This window comes from Type-C symbiont of Plautia stali, from assembly GCF_059730935.1.
The window spans coordinates 301,252-319,581 of sequence record NZ_AP035923.1; the positions used below are offsets into that span (position 1 = coordinate 301,252).

Annotated in this window: 17 protein-coding genes; 12 read left to right on the top strand and 5 right to left on the bottom strand. The window is 59.5% G+C overall.

What is annotated here, in order from left to right:
* Positions 1-25: 25 nt before the first annotated feature.
* The 4 genes from pckA to AC6I7J_RS01330 all read right to left on the bottom strand — a co-directional run bounded on the left by pckA (position 26) and on the right by AC6I7J_RS01330 (position 5,596).
* A complete protein-coding gene (pckA, locus tag AC6I7J_RS01315) occupies positions 26-1,645 on the bottom strand; it encodes a phosphoenolpyruvate carboxykinase (ATP) (protein WP_278707714.1) in 1,620 nt (539 codons plus the stop codon).
* 270 nt (positions 1,646-1,915) lie between these two features.
* The gene (gene hslO / locus AC6I7J_RS01320; protein ID WP_058774992.1) at positions 1,916-2,788 is read right to left on the bottom strand and encodes an Hsp33 family molecular chaperone HslO; all 873 of its coding nucleotides are present in this window, start codon (positions 2,786-2,788) and stop codon (positions 1,916-1,918) included.
* A 25-nt stretch (positions 2,789-2,813) separates the two neighbouring features.
* Positions 2,814-3,215 carry a ribosome-associated heat shock protein Hsp15 gene (hslR, locus tag AC6I7J_RS01325; protein ID WP_021507413.1) on the bottom strand — a complete coding sequence of 134 codons (402 nt, stop codon included), beginning with the start codon at positions 3,213-3,215 and terminating at the stop codon, positions 2,814-2,816.
* Between the two features lie 239 nt (positions 3,216-3,454).
* Positions 3,455-5,596, bottom strand: coding sequence for an intracellular growth attenuator family protein (locus tag AC6I7J_RS01330; RefSeq protein ID WP_058770964.1), 2,142 nt, complete (start codon positions 5,594-5,596; stop codon positions 3,455-3,457).
* Between the two features lie 398 nt (positions 5,597-5,994).
* On the opposite strand from AC6I7J_RS01330, the gene nudE reads away from it, so the two are divergent.
* Positions 5,995-6,561 carry an ADP compounds hydrolase NudE gene (nudE, locus tag AC6I7J_RS01335; RefSeq protein ID WP_021507415.1) on the top strand — a complete coding sequence of 189 codons (567 nt, stop codon included), beginning with the start codon at positions 5,995-5,997 and terminating at the stop codon, positions 6,559-6,561.
* Between the two features lie 83 nt (positions 6,562-6,644).
* Here nudE and mrcA read toward each other — a convergent pair whose 3' ends face one another.
* On the bottom strand, positions 6,645-9,194 hold the full coding sequence (gene mrcA, locus AC6I7J_RS01340; protein WP_031279687.1) for a peptidoglycan glycosyltransferase/peptidoglycan DD-transpeptidase MrcA: 2,550 nt from the start codon (positions 9,192-9,194) through the stop codon (positions 6,645-6,647).
* Positions 9,195-9,342: 148 nt separating this feature from the next.
* On the opposite strand from mrcA, the gene pilM reads away from it, so the two are divergent.
* From pilM to AC6I7J_RS01395, 11 genes are all read left to right on the top strand, one after another.
* Positions 9,343-10,152 carry a type IV pilus biogenesis protein PilM gene (gene pilM, locus AC6I7J_RS01345; protein WP_498006588.1) on the top strand — a complete coding sequence of 270 codons (810 nt, stop codon included), beginning with the start codon at positions 9,343-9,345 and terminating at the stop codon, positions 10,150-10,152.
* Positions 10,152-10,694 carry a PilN domain-containing protein gene (locus AC6I7J_RS01350; RefSeq protein ID WP_498006590.1) on the top strand — a complete coding sequence of 181 codons (543 nt, stop codon included), beginning with the start codon at positions 10,152-10,154 and terminating at the stop codon, positions 10,692-10,694. Before pilM ends, AC6I7J_RS01350 begins: the two co-directional genes overlap by 1 nt.
* Positions 10,687-11,175, top strand: a complete 489-nt coding sequence (locus AC6I7J_RS01355; protein ID WP_058774996.1) for a HofO family protein — start codon at positions 10,687-10,689, stop codon at positions 11,173-11,175. The genes AC6I7J_RS01350 and AC6I7J_RS01355 overlap by 8 nt, the downstream gene beginning before the upstream one ends.
* Positions 11,165-11,545, top strand: a complete 381-nt coding sequence (locus AC6I7J_RS01360) for a HofP DNA utilization family protein (RefSeq protein ID WP_058780178.1) — start codon at positions 11,165-11,167, stop codon at positions 11,543-11,545. Before AC6I7J_RS01355 ends, AC6I7J_RS01360 begins: the two co-directional genes overlap by 11 nt.
* Positions 11,487-12,746, top strand: a complete 1,260-nt coding sequence (gene hofQ / locus AC6I7J_RS01365; RefSeq protein WP_215787039.1) for a DNA uptake porin HofQ — start codon at positions 11,487-11,489, stop codon at positions 12,744-12,746. Before AC6I7J_RS01360 ends, hofQ begins: the two co-directional genes overlap by 59 nt.
* A gap of 481 nt (positions 12,747-13,227) precedes the next feature.
* The gene (aroK, locus tag AC6I7J_RS01370; RefSeq protein ID WP_010617392.1) at positions 13,228-13,749 is read left to right on the top strand and encodes a shikimate kinase AroK; all 522 of its coding nucleotides are present in this window, start codon (positions 13,228-13,230) and stop codon (positions 13,747-13,749) included.
* A gap of 39 nt (positions 13,750-13,788) precedes the next feature.
* Complete coding sequence (aroB, locus tag AC6I7J_RS01375) at positions 13,789-14,877, top strand: 3-dehydroquinate synthase (RefSeq protein ID WP_058780177.1); 1,089 nt, start codon at positions 13,789-13,791, stop codon at positions 14,875-14,877.
* A 94-nt stretch (positions 14,878-14,971) separates the two neighbouring features.
* A complete protein-coding gene (locus AC6I7J_RS01380; RefSeq protein ID WP_498006593.1) occupies positions 14,972-15,997 on the top strand; it encodes an SPOR domain-containing protein in 1,026 nt (341 codons plus the stop codon).
* A 101-nt stretch (positions 15,998-16,098) separates the two neighbouring features.
* Entirely contained in the window at positions 16,099-16,911 is an 813-nt protein-coding gene (gene dam, locus AC6I7J_RS01385; protein WP_021507424.1) for an adenine-specific DNA-methyltransferase, read from the top strand.
* A 65-nt stretch (positions 16,912-16,976) separates the two neighbouring features.
* On the top strand, positions 16,977-17,660 hold the full coding sequence (gene rpe / locus AC6I7J_RS01390; RefSeq protein ID WP_021507425.1) for a ribulose-phosphate 3-epimerase: 684 nt from the start codon (positions 16,977-16,979) through the stop codon (positions 17,658-17,660).
* The gene (locus AC6I7J_RS01395) at positions 17,644-18,321 is read left to right on the top strand and encodes a phosphoglycolate phosphatase (RefSeq protein ID WP_021507426.1); all 678 of its coding nucleotides are present in this window, start codon (positions 17,644-17,646) and stop codon (positions 18,319-18,321) included. Before rpe ends, AC6I7J_RS01395 begins: the two co-directional genes overlap by 17 nt.
* Positions 18,322-18,330: the final 9 nt, after the last annotated feature.

Consider the following 18,330-nt stretch of genomic DNA (forward strand, 5'->3'; position numbering starts at 1 on the left):
CCGCCGTTGTGGCGGCTGGGCTACTTCACAGCTGCGGGCCGGCCTGCACCAGCGCCTTACCGGCATCGTTATCGGTGTACTTCTCGAAATTGGTGATAAAGCGCTGCGCCAGCGCTTCGGCAGCCTGATGCCAGGCGGCGGCGTCAGGCCAGCTGCGGCGCGGATCGAGAATGGCATCGTCCACCTGTGCCAGCGTGGTGGGCACCTGCAGATTAAACACCGGCAGCGTCACGGTCTCCGCTTCATCCAGCTCACCGGCCAGAATCGCGTTGATGATAGCGCGCGTGTCTTTCAGCGAAATGCGCTTGCCGCTGCCGTTCCAGCCGGTATTCACCAGATAGGCCTGCGCGCCGGACGCCTGCATACGTTTCACCAGCACATCCGAGTACTGCGTTGGATGCAGCGTCAGGAACGCCGCGCCAAAACAGGCGGAGAAGGTCGGGGTGGGCTGCGTCACACCGCGCTCGGTGCCGGCCAGTTTGGCGGTAAAGCCGGACAGGAAGTGGTACTGGGTTTGCTCCGGCGTCAGACGCGAAACCGGTGGCAGTACGCCAAAGGCATCGGCGGTCAGGAAGATGACCTTCTTCGCGTGGCCCGCTTTCGACACCGGCTGCACGATGTTTTCGATGTGCTCGATCGGGTAAGACACGCGGGTGTTTTCCGTCTTGCTGGCGTCGGCGTAATCGACCGTGCCGTCGGCGCGCACCACCACGTTCTCCAGCAGCGCATCGCGGCGAATCGCGCGGTAAATCTCCGGCTCAGCCTGTTCTGACAGATTGATGGTTTTGGCGTAGCAGCCGCCTTCGAAGTTAAAGACGCCGTCGTCATCCCAGCCGTGCTCATCGTCGCCGATCAGCTGACGATCCGGATCGGTAGAGAGCGTGGTTTTACCGGTACCGGACAGACCAAAGAATACCGCCACGTCGCCCGCTTTGCCGACGTTGGCCGAGCAGTGCATCGAGGCGATACCCTTCAGCGGCAGCAGATAGTTCATGATGGCGAACAGGCCTTTTTTCATCTCGCCGCCGTACCAGGTACCGCCGATCAGCTGCATGCGTTCGGTCAGGTTAAAGGCGACAAAATTCTCTGAATGCAGACCCTGCGCCTGCCAGTCCGGATTGGTGCACTGCGCTGCGTTCATCACCACGAAATCCGGCGTAAACTCAGCCAGTTCGGCTTCAGTCGGACGGATAAACATGTTTTTGACGAAATGCGCCTGCCACGCCACTTCCATCACGAAACGTACGCTGAGGCGGGTATTCGGGTTGGCGCCGCAAAAGGCGTCAATCACAAACAGGCGCTTGCCGGAAAGCTGTTGCGTGCAGCGATCTTTCAGCGCCTGCCAGGTTTCCTGTGACAGCGGCTGGTTGTCGTTCTTGCCGTTGCCAACATCGTTCCACCACAGCGTGTCACGCGTGGTGTCATCCCGCACAATGTATTTATCTTTCGGCGAACGTCCGGTGAAGATGCCGGTATCCACGGCAATGGCACCGCTCTGCGTCAGGGTGCCGCGCGCGTAACCTTCCAGCTCCGGGCGGGTTTCTTCCTGAAATAACGTGGCGTAATCAGGGTTGTACACCACCTCGGTGGTGCCGCTAATTCCGAGCGTTTCGAGGTCTTGCGATGTCAGGCCGTTAACGCGCATGTGACTGCTCCTTAAATCGGTACTTCATGGCATTTTTTATGAGGGTTTCTGCGTCCTGCTGCGCATAGCCGCACAGGGCAGATCGCGCGCAGTGTACACGTCTGAGCGAGGTGGAAAAGTGAAGAGAGTTAAAAATGCGAGCTGGAACGTGACAAGTAGAGAAATCTGCCACTTATGAAACTAAAGTTAGCGTAAATTAGTTAATTTCCGTGAAAAATCATAGCGCTACGCCGGCGGAAAATACGGGCGGCGTCACCGCCCGTTTGCTGATTAATGCAGTTGATCGCTATTGCCGGAGGGAGCGTTACGGATAGCAGCAATATCCACGGCGTCGTACACGTAGTGTGTGCCGCAGTAGTCGCAGTGCATATCGATTTTGCCGTCTTCGGCCAGAATCTCATCCACTTCCTCTGGCGGCAGCGTTTTCAGCACTTCACCGCAGCGTTCGCGCGAGCAGGTGCATTTGAAGCTGACCGGCGCCGGATCGTAAACCGTGGCTTCTTCCTGATGATAGAGACGCCACAGTACGTCAGTAGCGGGCAGCTCAATCAGCTCTTCGCTCTTCACGGTTTCGGTTAACGTGGCCAGATGGTTGAAGTCATCCAGGTTGGGCTCCTGCGCGGGCAGCACCTGCAGCAGAATACCGGCTGCGCCTTTCTCGCTGGTGCGAATGAACAGGCGGGTTGGCAGCTGCTCGGAACGCATGAAGTAATCTTCCAGACAGCCCGCCAGCGTATCGGCTTCCAGGCCGACCACGCCCTGATAGCGCTCGCCTTTCTCAGGTGAAATGGTGATCACCAGATAGCCGTTACCCACCATCTGCTTCAGGCTGCTGCCTACGGCGATCTCCGCATCCTCTTTCAGCCGCGCCACGCCGCGCAGCTCCTGGCGATTATTCCCGTTGATCACCGCCATGCTCAGCGGGCCATCGCCCTGCAGCTGCACGGTGATATCGCCGTCAAATTTCAGCGTAGCGGTGAGCAGGCTGGTGGCGACCAGCAGTTCGCCCAGCAGCGTTTTGACCGGCTCGGCGTAGTCGTGGTTCTGCACGATGTCGCGCCAGGTTTGAGATGCGTTGACCAGCTCGCCGCGCACGGCGACGTTTTCAAACAGGTAGCGATGCAGTTGATCTTGAACAGACATAAGGTTTCTCTCGTGGGGGCGCGAGTTATTCATCGCCCGACAATTTAAATTTCAGCAGATCGCGGCGCTCTTTTTTATCCGGGCGGCGATCGGGATGCGGCATGGTCAGGGCATTCATTTTGCGCGCCAGCGCGTTCTTTTCGCGCTTTTCGATGCTGGCGGCCGTCTCCGCGTACATCTGCTGCGCTTCGCTGGCCGGACGCCGCTGGTCGCCGATGGCGGTGATGATCACCGTGCGCTCATCGTTGCCCTGACGCAGCGTCAGCTCGGCCTGCAGTTCGACCACTTTGCCCGGTTTGCTGCGCTGGCCGTTGTAATGCACTTTGCCGCCTTCAATCATGTCGCGAGCCAGCGCGCGGGTTTTATAGAAGCGCGCGGCCCACAGCCATTTATCAAGGCGGACGCCTTCACTGGTTTTCTCTTTCATTGCGGCTCCTGCTGTTACGCTGCGTCGCGCCGTGTGGCGATCGGTCGCACACGGTCGCATGACGCCGGAAAGATGGATCGGGCCGGAGCCGGATACCCAAAGGTATGGGTACAACGTGATAAATCAAGGGCGAGGTGCCGTTGCGGGCTGCCGATCCATCGCCAATCCCTTAAGCGTAATCGGCATTTTGTTTTCCGCCCTGAAAAACAGGGCGACAGGGTAGCACAGAAGGCGGAGGGTCAGAACAGCGAGCGCACGCTCTGCATAGTGCTGAGGTTGTGGTTAAAGCACTTGTCGTAATACTGCTGAATCTGCGCCATACGCAGGCGGTTGCGGTGGATGCGGCGCAGCGCCAGCAGGCCGTTGCTGACGGCGCTGACAATCAGCACCAGCATCAGCAGCGCGGTGCCCAGATAGCGCCACTGCGCCATGGCGTCGGGCTCGTTGTGCAGGGCGATGTGGCGCGTGCCGTTGGCATCGGTGGTAATGCTGGTAATGATACCGCTGGCGGCAAACGGCGTGTGCAGCAGCATGCCGGACAGGCGCTGCAGTTCGTGCCATTGTGAAGGGGCGTCGAGATCGAACAGCGCCACCGACGGCTGCGGCTGGTTCACCATCTGCCGGCCTTCATCGCTAATGATCAGGAATCCGCCCGGCGGCGGGCTGTTAAGGGTTTCCGCTGCGCGACGCGTCTCCCGCGAGAAGAAGGTCGAGGTGGCGGTGTTCACCAGATTCTCCAGCGCTTCGGCGCTAACCGGACGCAGCAGCACGTTCATGCCGTTGAGCTTGCCGGAATCCGCACGGTGAATCAGCGTATCCCAGTCTTTCGCGTTACCGAGGTTGACCAGCGCATTTTTCAGGCGCACGCAGTCCTGCTGCTGGCTGCACAGCTGCTGGGTTTTCAGCACCAGGTCGGAGAAATCATCCAGCAGGATCATGCCTGATTTCTGAATCGCCGACGCCAGCTGCGGGTTAAGTTTCGGGTCGGTGTTGGTTTCCGGATGCAGCTGCTGCGTGGTGGTCTCCAGCAGCGCGGCGGCTTTATCGATGATGTCCGACTGCGGCAGCGGCAGCGGCGCAGCGTTGTTCCAGTAAATCGCCGAGCAGTCGAACGGCATGTAGCCGTAGCTGCGGTTGCTCTGGTAATTGCCCGGAACCGAGCACATGCCGGTGCCGCTCACTTTCAGGCTATCGCCAATGTGCAGCGGCAGGGCAGTGAGTTTATCGACGCTGTTCACTTCCACGCTCTCAGTCCCTTTTAACCAGGCGAGGCTGAGTTTGATCGGCATGCTGAGCGGAATCCAGCTCACCAGCATCACCAGCACCAGCAGCGAACCGCACGCCAGCACCAGGTTTTTACGCCAGCGCTGTACCGGGAAGTTGCGGACTTCATCCTGCAGCGACAGGAAGCGCCCCTGGCGTACCACCTGACGATTCAGGTAGATATCCACATCCGTTACCTGGCCCAGGTCATGCGCCACATAAGGCTGCCAGTGTGCCGGATAGATTAAGTCGATGATGCCGAGCGAGATGTTGCTCTGCTCCTGATTGGATTCGCCAAACAGGCCCCAGCGCTTCGGTGCGCCGCGCAGACAGTGCACATCGCGCAGCCCTTTTTCACCGGGGAATCGATACATAAACCACAGGCTGACAGCAACGATCGCGCCGGCGGGCAGCGCAATCCACAGCATCAGGCTGCCGGGCAGCACCAGACTGAGGAAAAACAGCAGGAAGGCGCAGCAAATGGCGCTCGCTTCACGCGTGCCGTCGGCGCGAGACAGCTGATACTCTTCCGGCGACTCTTTGCGCACCTGTAGCAGCTCGACGTTTTCGCTCTCCTCTTTACGAATCGAAGCGTTGGTCGACATCGGCCGCACCAGCGGTGGCAGCGCCGGTTGTTCCACCGCATAGTTCACCAGCGAGTGGCCGTTGAGCGAGATCACCAGCGGCAGGGTCTGGGTACGGATCAGCTCGACGTAGTTTTCTTCAGCGATGTACTGCTCCCACAGCGGCGGCAGATGTACCTCGACTTCATCCAGGTAGTAGCGCCATTTGTGGGGATCGTCAGTGGAGAGGCCGTAACGGGTGATGGAGCGGGTAACGGGATAAACATTATTGCTCTGTGCGGTCAGCGCCAGCGCTTCGGGTTCCCGTGACGATCGGGTCGATCGCCCGCCGCTGTGCTGACGCGCTTTACCCAGCGACGCAATATACTTCTCAACGGCAGCGCGTTCTTCATCGGTGAGTTTACGGCAGGGCGGACTGATAAACGGCAGTGGTTTCGCCAACGGCGGACGATGCCGCATAGCGTACCAGTAGCCGATTCCGGCCACTAACGAACAGGCCAGCATGACAGCCAGAATGACGATAAGAGTGCTCATGCTTTGCTCAATCCAGCCAAAAAACTGCCGTCACGTTTACGATGTGCTCCCGGTAAAACCTGCAATACGAGTCAATTTTGGCGAGCAGAAGTCATTCTGACAAGAGGCAAATGAAACAAAATACCGCGCAAAATCATTGTATTATAAATTTGTTAGATTATTCCTTAACGGGATGGTACTCACAAGCCCCTCAATTAAACATCGGTATTATCCGAATTTGCTGCTACCCCGTTGACTTATTGTGAAAATCTTACTGTGCAGATAACAAGAAGTTGTTAGCGGCAGCGGACAAATGTATGTCACCATGATTGACCCGCGCTGCGTGTCGCACAATGCCGCGGGCTTCGGTATGCTGACGTCATCGCGTTTCACAAGGCTGTGCTAAGTTTGAGGCTGATATGACCACTCCCCTGAAAAAACCTGACATCCTCAACGTGGAAGCGGTGGCCCGCTCCCGCCTGTTTACCATCGAAGCGGTTGATCTCGCCTTCAGCAACGGTGCGCGTCGCGTCTATGAGCGCATGAAGCCCTCCGATCGTGAAGCGGTGATGATTGTGCCGATCATTGGCGATGACGTGATCCTGATCCAGGAGTACGCCGTCGGACTGGAAACCTATGAGCTGGGCTTCCCGAAAGGTTTAATCGATCCTGGTGAAAGCGCTTTTGAAGCCGCCAACCGTGAGTTGAAAGAAGAAGTGGGCTTTGGCGCGCACCAGCTGGAAGCGCTGGGCAAACTCACCATGGCGCCGTCCTATTTCTCCAGCAAGATGAATATCGTGGTAGCTGAAGGGTTATACGAAGAGAAGCTGGAAGGGGATGAGCCGGAGCCGCTGATTGTACGCCGCTGGCCGCTCAGCAATCTGCTGGCGCTGCTGGAAGAGCCGGATTTTCGCGAGGCGCGTAACGTCAGCGCGCTGTTCATGGTGCGTGAGTGGCTGGTGAAGCAGGGGCGGTTGAGTTATTGAGGACACCTGGCGGCGCAATAAAAGGCGCGGAAAGTCGCACGGGGTAAAAACAAAAAGCCGGGGATTTCCCCCGGCTTTTTTGATCAAAACAGTTCGTGGCTTTCACCGTTGTCCATGATGGTGGTGCCCACATCATGCACCGAATACTCGGTCGGCTGGGTGCCGTTAATGAAGTACTCCTGACGGGTGTTGCCGCCACCGTTTGCCAGCTTGCCGGTGCTGCGGTCAATGGTCACCGTCACCACACCGTCCGGTGGTGTCAGCGGCTGCACCGGCACACCATCCAGCGCCACTTTCATGTAATCATCCCATGCCGGCTGCGCACTCTTCGCGCCGCCTTCGTAGCCGGAGATCTGATCCGGAATCGCACCCGATACCGTGGTGCGACCCAGCGCGCGCGAATCATCAAAGCCAATCCACACCGACGTCACCACGCCCGGACCATAACCGGAGAACCAGGCATCTTTGGAACTGTTGGTGGTACCGGTTTTGCCGCCGATATCGTTACGCTTCAGATCGCGACCGGCACGCCAGCCGGTTCCCATCCAGCCCGGTTCACCGAAGATGTTGGAGTTCAGCGCGCTCTTAATCAGGAACGCCAGCGGCGTGTTGATCACGTGCGGCGCATACTGCTGATCGCCGGCCGGCTGCGGCTGCGCCGGTACCTGCTCCAGCTCGGGCTGCGGCACGGTCTGATTCTGCTGCTGATTCGAGGTGGCAACGTTTTCCACGCTCTCTTCATTCAGCGCCACCGACTTTTTGGTGTCGCCATAGATCACCGGCAGATTGCACTGCGGGCAGGCGATCTTCGGCTGCGCCTGGAAAATCACGCCGCCCTGTTCGTTCTCAATCTTCGCGATGAAGTAAGGATCGACCAGGAAGCCGCCGTTGGCCATCACCGCATAGCCGCGCGCCACCTGCATTGGCGTGAAGGATGCGGCGCCCAGTGCCAGCGACTCGGTATGGATAATGTTCTGCGCCGGGAAGCCAAAGCGCTGCAGATACTCAGCGGCGTAATCAACGCCCATAGCACGCATCGCGCGCACCATTACCACGTTTTTCGACTCACCCAGCCCCTGGCGTAAACGAATCGGACCCGCATAGGTCGGCGGCGAGTTCTTTGGTCGCCAGTCTGCGCCGGCACCGGCATCCCAGCGTGAAATCGGCACGTCGTTGAGGATGGAGGCCAGCGTCAGGCCGCGGTCCATGGCGGCGGTATACAGGAACGGCTTGATGTTCGAGCCGACCTGACGCAGCGCCTGAGTGGCGCGGTTGAACATACTCTGGTTGAAGTCAAAACCACCGACCAGCGCGCGTACCGCACCATCTTCCGGATTGAGCGACACCAGCGCCGAGTTCACCAGCGGCACCTGTCCCAGCCACCACGCGTCACCGACTTTACGTACCCAAATCTGCTGGCCAGCCTGCAGCACCTGAGTGACGCTGCGCGGCGTCGGGCCCTGCAGGGTGTCGGATTTATACGGACGCGCCCAGCGCACGCCGGCTAAAGTCAGCGAAACGCTGCTGCCATCTTTCAGCATGGCGGTGGCTTCGTCGGCGCTGGCGCTGGTGACCACGGCGGCATTCAGCGGACCGTAGACCGGCAGATTTTTCAGCGTATTGACGATGCGGGTGTGATCCCAGCTGGCTTCACCCACTTTCCACAGCACGTTGGTCGGACCGCGATAGCCGTGACGCATATCGTACGCCATCACGTTGTTACGCACCGCCTGCTGTGCGGCTTCCTGCAGATGGCGGGTCACGGTGGTATACACCTTGTAGCCATCGTCATAGGCGCTGTCGCCGTAGCGTTTCACCATCTCCTGACGCACTAACTCGGTGAGATACGGTGCAGAGAAGGCAATTTCCGGGCCGTGATAGCTGGCGGTCAGCGGCGTGTTGCGCGCGTCGTTATACTGCTGCTGCGTGATGTAGTTCTGATCCAGCATGCGAGCCAGCACCACATTACGGCGCGCCAGCGCACGGGCGTGTGAATAGAGCGGGTTAAAGGTCGACGGCGCTTTCGGCAGGCCGGCGATCATCGCCATCTCACTCAGCGACAGCTGATCGACCGGTTTACCGAAGTACACCTGCGCCGCCGCACCGACGCCGTAAGCGCGATAGCCGAGATAGATTTTATTCAGATACAGCTCAAGGATTTCATCCTTACTCAGCAACTGCTCGATGCGAATCGCCAGGAAGGCTTCCTTGATTTTACGCATCAGCGTGCGTTCAGGGCTGAGGAAGAAGTTACGCGCCAGCTGCTGCGTAATGGTACTGGCGCCCTGCGAGGCGTGGCCGGAGACCAGCGCGATGCTGGCGGCGCGGAAAATCCCCACTGGATCGACGCCGTGGTGCTCATAAAAGCGGCTGTCTTCGGTGGCGATAAACGCTTTGATTAGCTCAGGCGGCATCTGTTGCAGGGTGAGCGGGATACGGCGCTTTTCACCGTACTGGGCGATCAGCTCGCCATCCGCGCTGTAAACCTGCATCGGGGTTTGCAGGCGCACATCTTTCAATGTGTTCACATCAGGCAGCTGCGGCTCTATGTATTTGTACAAACCATAAACCGTGCCGGCTCCCAGCAAAATGCAACACACTGCAAGGATCAATAAATACTTTACGAACTTCACCTGAGAATTCCCATCTGTTGGCGTTTGGGCAGTTTATAAACAATCGCGCGGTAGTATAAAGGCAAGCCTGACGCTTTGATATACCCGTCATTCTTCATGCAATGCGGGTAATCATCCTTTTTCCTGTAACGATAAGGAGATCGCGCGCATGGCTTTTCAGCGCTGGCAAATTGGACTGGACATCCAGAACGGGCAACTCTGCGCCCTTGGCATTGAACGACGCCGTCACGGATGGCAGCTGCGACACTGGTGGCAGCAGCCGCTGCCGCACGATACGTTACGCAACGGCGTGTTGCAAACCTCGCCAGTGTTACAGGAGATGTTGCTGCGCTGGCAACGTCATTTACCCAGGCGCTACTCACTGCGCGTTGGCCTGCCGCCGCAGCTGGTGCTGCAGCGTACGCTGCCGTTGCCGCAAACCTCACTGCGCGAGCCGGCGCTCAGCCGCTACGTTAACGCGTCCGCATCACGCCTGTTCCCGGTCGAAGCCGCCTCGCTGTCGCTGGATTACCGGCTGGGCGGCAGTGCCAGCCAGCTGCACGTCACCGCCGCGCGCCGCGACGTCATCGCCCAGTGGCTGGCGCCGCTGCAGCAGGCCGGACTGCGCCCCGACGTGTTTGAGCTGAGCAGTCTGGCACTGACGCAGATCGCCATGCGCTTTCCGCTGCGCCCGCATCAGCTGCTGATCCATCCGCTCAGCGATCACTGGCTGTGGACGCTGGCCGGCGAAAATAGCGCCTGCGGCGCGGGGACCGAACCCCTGACGCTCGCCCATCTGCGTGACACCTTTCCCCAGGCACAAACGGTGTTCTGCACCTCACCGCAGGCGTTGCCGGGGGCGGAAGTGCAGCGCTGCAAGCCGCTGGCGCTGCTGCACTATCTGCAACCGCCGCTACCGGCAGAGGCGGGCGCGCTGGCGATTGCGCTAGGCCTGGCGCTGCGTCCGGAGGATTACTGATGCTGGCGGTCAATTTGCTCCCGTGGCGGGCACAGCAGTTGCTGCTACGCCGCCAGCACAGTGTAGCGTTGCTGGTTGTCGTGCTGCTGGTAACGCTGTTACTCACGCTGCTGCTGTGGTGGCGCGCTGAACAGCGGCTCCAGCATGCAGTCCGGCAGCGGGCCGATATGACCATGCAGCTCCAGCAGATCCAGCAGCGGCTGGCGCAACAGCAAACGCTGATGGCGCAGCGGGATGATCTGTTACGCAGGCAGCAGGCGCAGCAACAGCGGCTGCAGCAGCATCAACGCTGGCAGCAGTTCTGGCAGCAACTGCCCGCACTGATGCCGGAGACCCTGTGGCTGAGTCGCGTGGAGCGGCGTCAGGGGCAACTGGTGCTGGACGGTCTGGCGCAAAGCCTGGCTGATGTCAGCGCGTTCCGCCATCAGCTGCAGACGCAGCCGCTGTTTGCGGCGGTGAAGCAGGGCAGCGTACAGCGTCAGGCGCAGGGGGATTACCGCTTCGCGCTGCGCGCCCGGCTGCAGGAGGCGACCGATGAATGAACTCATCCAGCGCTGGCTGCAGCTGGCACTGACGTGGCGAATAGCCAGCCTGCAACTGCTGGCGCTGCTGCTACTCGGGCTGGCGTGGCTACTGCTGCTGCGTCCGCAACAGCAGCAATTCAGCACGCTGCAACAGCAGCTGTCACAACTGGCGCAGCAGCACCAGCAACGTCAGCAGCAGCTGGACGCGCGACCGGCCATCGGACAGATTCAGGCGGAGATCGCAACGCTGCAGCCAGCGGCAACGGCGGCGTCCGTATCGTTAGAGCAACTGGTGGCGGCGCGCGGCAATCTGCTCGAGGCATGGCATCCGGACAGCCAGCCACAGCAGCTGGCGCTGCGCCTGAGCTGGCCGCAATTTCTGCCGCTGTTCAGCGGGCTGGCTGCGACGGCATTAGCGGTGCCACAGCGTTTTCAGCTGCAGGCGGAGCAGGGCGTGTTACACAGCGAATTCTGGCTGGAGAGTGACGATGCGGAGTAGCGCACTGGTGTTACTGCTGTGCAGCAGCTGGGCGCTGGCACGCGATCCGTTCCAGCCGCAGGCTGCCAGCCAGTGTCAGGCGCCCGCTGCCGTACCGCAGGGCTGGCGATTACAGGGCATCATTGGTCGCGCGCCGCACTTTGTGGCCTGGCTGGTTTCACCGCAGGGCAAACGTCAGCGGCTGAGTGCACCGGCTGCTTTTCCGGTGGCACCGTGGCAGGTAACCCAGCTCAGTGCACATACGCTGGTACTGAGCGCCACGCAAAGCTGTCCGCCGCAGCACATCACATGGGTAATAAAAGGAGGATTTTATGAAAAGGATGACGCTGCTGCTGTGGCTGGCGCTGAGCAGTCCGCTGCACGCCGCTGATCAGCCCCTGAGCCTGGTATTTGATGATGCGCCGGTCGAGCGCATTCTGCAGGCGCTGGCTGACTATCAGCAAACCAACCTGTTGATCGCGCCGGGCGTGGAGGGGCGGCTGTCGCTGCGACTCGATAACGTCGGCTGGGAGCGTGCGCTGGCGCTGGTCACGCGGCTGGCGAAACTCACGGTGATCCAGGAGGAGGGCGTGCTGCTGGTCTATCCGGAGAGCTGGCAGCAGCGACAGGCACAGCAGGCACAGGCGGAGCGTGAAGAGAAGCAGCTGCAGGCGCCGCTTGAGCAGCGCACCGTCACGCTGCACTACGCCAGCGCCAGCGATGTCTACCGCAGCCTGCAGGCGGAACGCTCGCTGATGACGCCGCGCGGCAGCGTGACGGTGGATAGCCGTACCAACAGCCTGTTGCTGCGGGACAGCGCGCAGGCGCTGCGCGATACCGAGCGCTGGCTGCAGGCGCTGGATCTGCCGCTGGAGCAGGTGGAGCTGTCAGCGCACATTGTCACCATCAATGAAGAGCATCTGCGCGAGCTCGGCGTCAGCTGGAGCACCGCACCCGGCGATGTCGTCACAGGGGCGCTGCGCAATCCGCAGCTGCTGGTGCCGCTGGCGGTGAGCAATCCGGCGATACGCGCCGGCGTCACGCTCGGACCGATGAGTGGCGAACTGCTTAATCTGGAGCTGAGTGCGCTGGAGCAGGAGAACCAGATCGAAATCATCGCCAGCCCGCGACTGTTTACCTCACACCAGCAGACCGCCACCATCAAGCAGGGCACCGAAATCCCCTATGAGGTGAAATCCGGTAACAGCGGTGCGACGGCGATTGAGTTCAAAGAGGCGGTGCTGGGCATGGAGGTGACGCCAGTAGTATTGGGCAACGGGCGTATTCAGCTCACGCTGCGGCTGAGCCAGAACATGCCGGGTCGCAGCCTGACGATGGGGGAAAGTCAGGTGCTGAGCATCGATAAGCAGGAAATCGCCACTCAGGTGACGCTGCGCGACGGTGAAACGCTGGCGCTGGGCGGTATTTTCCAGCAGCAGCGCACCCAGGGCGAAAAGCGCGTGCCGTGGCTGGGCGAGGTGCCGCTGCTCGGCAGTCTGTTTCGTCAGCAGACCGACGAGCGCAAAAAACGTGAGCTGGTGATCTTCATCACGCCGCGACTGGTCAGGGAAGCAGCGCTTACCGCCGGATAAAGCGGAAAATTCGCTCCATATGACCAACTGCGTTGACGCAGGGCAGGAATTAGCATACAAGGTTTAGCGATTTTAAAACGGTGTAACGGAACGCGGCAGGATAACCTTCCGGCGGGTGTCAGTGACAAGCGATACTGACATCGAAAGAAATATGCCCGAATTTTGGGTGGTACAGGACGTCAGCAACGGCACCTATTCCACAGTTTACGCAGGTAAGCTGTCGGGAGCGACAGGCCCAGCCAGCGCACCTGTAGCGCGCACAAGGATGGCAAAAAAGGAAGAGCGTTACCGTCTCGCGAACCACAGACCGGTCCTGTTTGAAGGTCGCCGGGGGCAATTTATTCGGTTGCCAAACGGCCATGAGTGTTGAGATAATTTTCCGTCTGACTCTTGCTAACGCTCATGAGGTCTCAGTTCCTGTCCCGCCAGCAATGTGCTGAACGCGGGGTATCATCAACGAATTCTTAGTAATACCGACAAAATGGCAGAGAAACGCAATATCTTTCTGGTTGGGCCGATGGGTGCCGGCAAAAGCACTATTGGTCGTCAGTTAGCTCAGCAACTCAATATGGAATTTTTCGATTCCGATCAGGAAATTGAGCGACGTACCGGAGCGGATGTAGGCTGGGTATTTGATGTGGAAGGCGAAGCCGGTTTTCGCGATCGTGAAGAGAAAATCATCAACGAGCTGACCGAGAAACAGGGCATTGTCCTGGCGACCGGTGGCGGCTCCGTCAAATCCCGTGAAACCCGTAATCGTCTCTCCGCCCGCGGTGTGGTCGTCTACCTCGAAACCACCATCGAAAAGCAACTTGCCCGCACTCAGCGTGATAAAAAGCGTCCGCTGCTGCAGGTTGACGAACCGCCGCGCGAAGTACTGGAAGCGCTGGCTGGCGAACGTAATCCGCTTTATGAAGAGATCGCTGACGTCACCATTCGCACTGACGATCAAAGTGCAAAAGTTGTCGCCAATCAGATCATCAACATGCTGGAAAAAAATTAATCCAGCACCCTGAGGGCTCAGCAATAGGTATCGGTCATCATGGAGAAGATCACTGTCTCACTGGGGGATCGCAGTTACCCCATCACCATCGCTGCCGGACTGTTTAACGATCCGGCTTCTTTTTGGCCGCTGAAAGCCGGCGACAATGCCATGCTGGTGACGAATCAGACGCTGGCACCGATCTATCTGGACAAACTCGCGACGCTGCTGAGCAACGCCGGGGTGAAAGTGGATCAGGTGATTCTGCCCGACGGTGAGCAGTACAAAACGCTGGCGGTGATGGACGAGGTTTTCACCGCGCTACTGCAGAAGCCGCACGGCCGTGACACCACGCTGATTGCGCTGGGCGGTGGCGTGATTGGCGATCTGACCGGCTTTGCTGCTGCCAGCTACCAGCGCGGCGTACGCTTTATTCAGGTGCCGACCACCTTGCTGTCGCAGGTTGACTCCTCGGTTGGGGGCAAGACTGCGGTGAACCATCCCCTCGGTAAAAACATGATCGGTGCTTTCTACCAGCCGGCTTCGGTGGTGGTTGATACCGACTGCCTCACTACGCTGCCGCCGCGCGAGCTGGCCTCCGGTCTGGCGGAAGTGATCAAATACGGCATCATTCTCGACGGTGAATTTTTCCAGTGGCTGGAGCAGAATCTTGATGCGCTGCTGGCGCTGGATAACACCGCCATGGCTTACTGCATTCGCCGCTGCTGCGAGCTGAAAGCCGACGTGGTGGCGGCCGACGAGCGTGAAACCGGCCTGCGTGCGCTGCTCAATCTCGGTCATACTTTTGGCCATGCGATTGAAGCGCATATGGGTTACGGCAACTGGTTGCACGGTGAAGCGGTTGCGGCAGGCATGGTAATGGCGGCGCGCACTGCTGAGCGTCTGGGTCAGTTCAGCGCTGCCGATACTGACCGCATTATTGCGCTGCTGCAGCGTGCTGGCCTGCCGGTTAACGGCCCGGCCAGCATGACGGCAGAAGCCTATCTGCCGCACATGATGCGCGATAAAAAAGTGCTCGGCGGCGAGCTGCGTCTGGTGCTGCCTCTCGCTATTGGCCGCTCCGAAGTGCGTGGCGGCGTGGCGCATGATATGGTGCTGGCTGCGATTAACGATTGCAAAGTATCTTGATTATCCCCGGACTACGTCGGGCTGCTGTCCGGCGGGGGAACAGTGAGCAGTGATGCGGCACGTGGGAAGCGTGCCGTTTTACGGAGGAGGCTAAATGGATGAGTTCAAACCGGAAGACGAGTTAAAACCTGACGCCAGTGACCGCCGTCCCACGCGGCCTCGCAAATCGTCTTCTGCGCCGAAAGCGAAAGTACCGGTTTCCCGTCAGCATATGATGATGGGCATCGGCATTCTGGTGCTGCTGATTCTGGTGCTGGGCATTGGCTCCGCGCTGACCGGCCCGGACGAGAAGAAACCGGCCAGCAACAGCGCCAGCACCGGTAGCGCGGCACCGGCTGGCGGCGGCAGTGAAAAGAATATCGACCTGTCAGGTTCGACCACTATGAGCGGCCAGCAGAATGCCACGCCGTCGGCTGAGGGCAGTGCGCCGCAGAATACCGCCGGTAACGCCGCACCCGCCGGCAGTGACGGCCAGTCAATCTCCATGCCGTCTGTCTCCTCCACGCCGACTCAGGCAGCACCGGTTGACACACCGGCCAACCAGCAGCGCGTAACGCTGCCGGGCGATCTCAATACCGCGCTGAATAATCAGCAGGGTTCCGTTGATGCCGCGGCGCAGGGCGCACAGGGCAACAGTTCGCTGCCTACCGCACCGGCAACGGTCAGCGGCAGCGCTGGCAAAGCGGTCACGCCGCCGGCGGTACGCGCTGAGACGCCACCGCGCAGCCTCGGTGCCAGCAGTAGCAGCCACAAAACCCCGGCTGCCAGCAAACCGGCCGCAGTGAAAGAGAACAAAACGCACACCACCACCGCGCACAACAGCGCACCGGCCAGCAGTGGCGGTGCCAGCAAGTCGCTGCCATCGGGCGGCAACTACACGCTGCAGCTGAGCGGTGCGTCGAAAGAAGCGAGCCTGAACGCCTGGGCGAAGAAACAGAATCTGAGCGGTTATCACGTGTATAAAACCACGCGTAACGGCCAGCCGTGGTACGTGCTGGTGAGCGGCGCTTATGCCACACCGGCCGAAGCCAAACGTGCGGTAGCTTCACTGCCGGCGGAAGTGCGTGCGGCGAACCCGTGGGTTAAACCGCTCAGCCAGGTGAAGAAAGAGAGCCAGTAAGTGATGTGGGGCCGCGCTGCTGCGCTGCGGCCCCGTTCTAAGCGCAGATCTGCTGTCGGTTTCGCCACAGCCAATAATTAAGATGTAATAGCCACGACAGCATGAAGAAAAATCGCGCTTTCCTGAAATGGGCCGGAGGGAAATACCCGCTGCTTGACGATATCCGTCGTCATCTGCCACAAGGTGATTGTTTAATCGAACCTTTTGTCGGCGCCGGTTCCGTATTCCTCAACACCGATTATGACCGTTATCACCTGGCGGACATCAACGGTGATCTGATCAATCTCTACAATATCGTCAAAACGCGCACCGCCTCGTTTATTGAAGACGCGCGCCAGCTGTTCAGCGCCAGCGGCAATACGGCGGAAACCTATTACGCCCAGCGTACGGCGTTCAACGCCAGCACGGATACCTATCAGCGCGCCGTGCTGTTTCTTTATCTCAACCGCCACGGTTACAACGGCCTGTGCCGTTACAACCTGCGCGGTGAATTTAATGTGCCCTTTGGTCGCTATCGTAAGCCGTACTTCCCGGAAGCCGAACTGTTATGGTTCGCCGAGCGCGCGCAAAAAGCCACCTTTGTCTGTGAATCGTACGATGTTACTCTGGGCAACGCCCCTGCAGGCTCAGTGGTTTATTGCGATCCGCCGTACGCGCCGCTGTCGGCGACGGCTAATTTTACCGCTTACCACACCAACAGCTTTAGCCTGCGTGAGCAGCAGCATCTGGCGGAACTGGCCAGTAAGCTGGCGCAGGAGAGCCGCATCCCGGTACTGATTTCAAACCACGATACCCTGCTGACGCGCGAGTGGTATCAGCATGCGGATTTACACGTAGTTAAAGCCCGGCGTTCCATCAGCCGAAGCATAAGTGGTCGCACTCAGGTTGACGAACTGCTGGCGCTTTTCCGCTAGCCTGTTTCGTCCGCGACCAACGCATCACGCCAGCTCCGGCTGGCGCACAAAATTGGGAGATTCGGATGAAACAATTTTTACTGGCCCCATCAATCCTTGCCGCTGATTTTGCCCGCCTGGGCGAAGATACCGCTAAAGCGCTGGAAGCCGGTGGCGACGTGGTGCATTTCGATGTGATGGATAACCACTATGTTCCCAATCTGACCATGGGGCCAATGGTGCTGAAAGCGCTGCGCGATTACGGCATCACCGCGCCCATCGATGTGCATCTGATGGTCAAGCCGGTCGATGCGCTGATCCCGGAATTCGCCAAAGCGGGTGCCAGCTTCATTACTTTCCATCCCGAAGCCAGCGAGCACGTTGACCGTACGCTGCAGCTGATCAAAGAGCACGGCTGTAAAGCCGGTCTGGTGTTCAATCCGGCAACGCCGCTCAGCTATCTCGATTACGTGATGGATAAGCTCGACATCATTCTGCTGATGTCGGTCAACCCAGGCTTCGGCGGCCAGTCCTTTATTCCGGGCACGCTGGATAAACTGCGCGAAGCGCGTCGTCGCATTGACCAGAGCGGTTACCAAATCCGTCTGGAAGTGGATGGCGGCGTGAAGATCGATAACATCGGTCAGATCGCGGCGGCCGGGGCTGATATGTTTGTTGCCGGCTCGGCGATCTTCGGTCATCCGGATTACAAGAAGGTGATCGATGAGATGCGCAGCGAACTGGAGAAAGTTAATGGCTCATTTCACTGATATCCGCGCGCTGGCGTTCGATCTCGATGGCACGCTGGTGCACAGCGCGCCAGGCCTGGCACAGGCGATCGATCTGGCGCTGGCCGATTTGCAGCTGCCGCCCGCGGGCGTTGAGCGCGTCTCGACCTGGATTGGCAACGGTGCGGACATCATGATGGCGCGGGCGCTCAGCTGGGCGCTGGGCCGTGAGCCACAGGCCGACGAGCAGCGCGACGCGCGTGCGCTGTTCGACAAACATTACGCCGCAACGGTGGAAGCCGGCAGTACGCTGTTTCCACAGGTGCAGGAGACGCTGGCTGCGCTGCATGCCAGCGGTCTGCCGCTGGCCATCGTCACCAACAAACCCACACCGTTTGTTGCTCCGCTGCTGCAGTCGCTCGGCATTGCCGACTACTTTTCTCTGATCATCGGCGGCGACGATGTAGTGGTGAAAAAACCACATCCGGCGGCGATTTTCCTCGTTCTCGGCCGTTTCGGCGTGCTTCCAGGACAATTGCTGTTTGTCGGTGATTCGCGCAATGATATTCTCGCTGCCCAGGCGGCGGGCGTGCCAAACGTTGCGATGACCTTCGGCTACAACTACGGTGAGCCGATTGCCACCAGCCAGCCCGATTTAACTCTCGATACTTTTAGCGAACTTTTGCCCGTTCTCGGGCTGTGATTATCAGGA